The 558-nt window shown below is 62.5% G+C and carries 1 protein-coding gene; it reads left to right on the top strand.

The window, feature by feature from the left end; all coding sequences use genetic code 11:
- On the top strand, positions 1 to 558 hold a 558-nt coding region (locus G1E_RS29460; RefSeq protein ID WP_047149867.1), incomplete at both ends, for an amino acid permease.

Here is a 558-nt window from a genome sequence, read left to right as displayed (position 1 = left end):
GGCGGCTTCATGCCCAACGGCTTCGGCACCGTACTGGGTGGCGTGCTGATTACCATCTTCTCGTTCTTCGGTGCCGAAATCGTCACCATCGCCGCTGACGAAACCGCCAACCCGAAAGACAAGATCCGCCGTGCCACCAACCTGGTGGTCTACCGCATCGCCATCTTCTACCTGGCCTCGATCTTCCTGGTGGTGTCGCTGGTGGCCTGGAACGACCCGGCGTTGAAGGCGGTCGGTTCATTCCAGCGGGTGCTGGAGGTGTTGAACGTGCCGGGGGCCAAGCTGCTGGTCGACCTGGTGGTGCTGGTGGCAGTGACCAGCTGCATGAACTCGGGCCTGTACACAGCCTCGCGCATGCTCTATTCGCTGGGCGCGCGTGGCCAGGCGCTGAGCATGACCAAGCGCATTTCCGGCTCCGGGGTGCCGACCGTGGCCGTGCTGTTCTCCACCTTGGCAGGCTTCGCCGGTTGCCTGGTCAACTATGTGTTCCCTGGCAAGGTGTTTGGCTTCCTGTTGTCTACCACCGGTGCCATCGCGTTGCTGGTGTACCTGGTGATC

This window comes from Pseudomonas sp. TJI-51 (assembly GCF_000190455.2).
GTDB lineage: Bacteria > Pseudomonadota > Gammaproteobacteria > Pseudomonadales > Pseudomonadaceae > Aquipseudomonas > Aquipseudomonas juntendi.
This window is presented reverse-complemented; position numbering and strand designations above follow the sequence as displayed.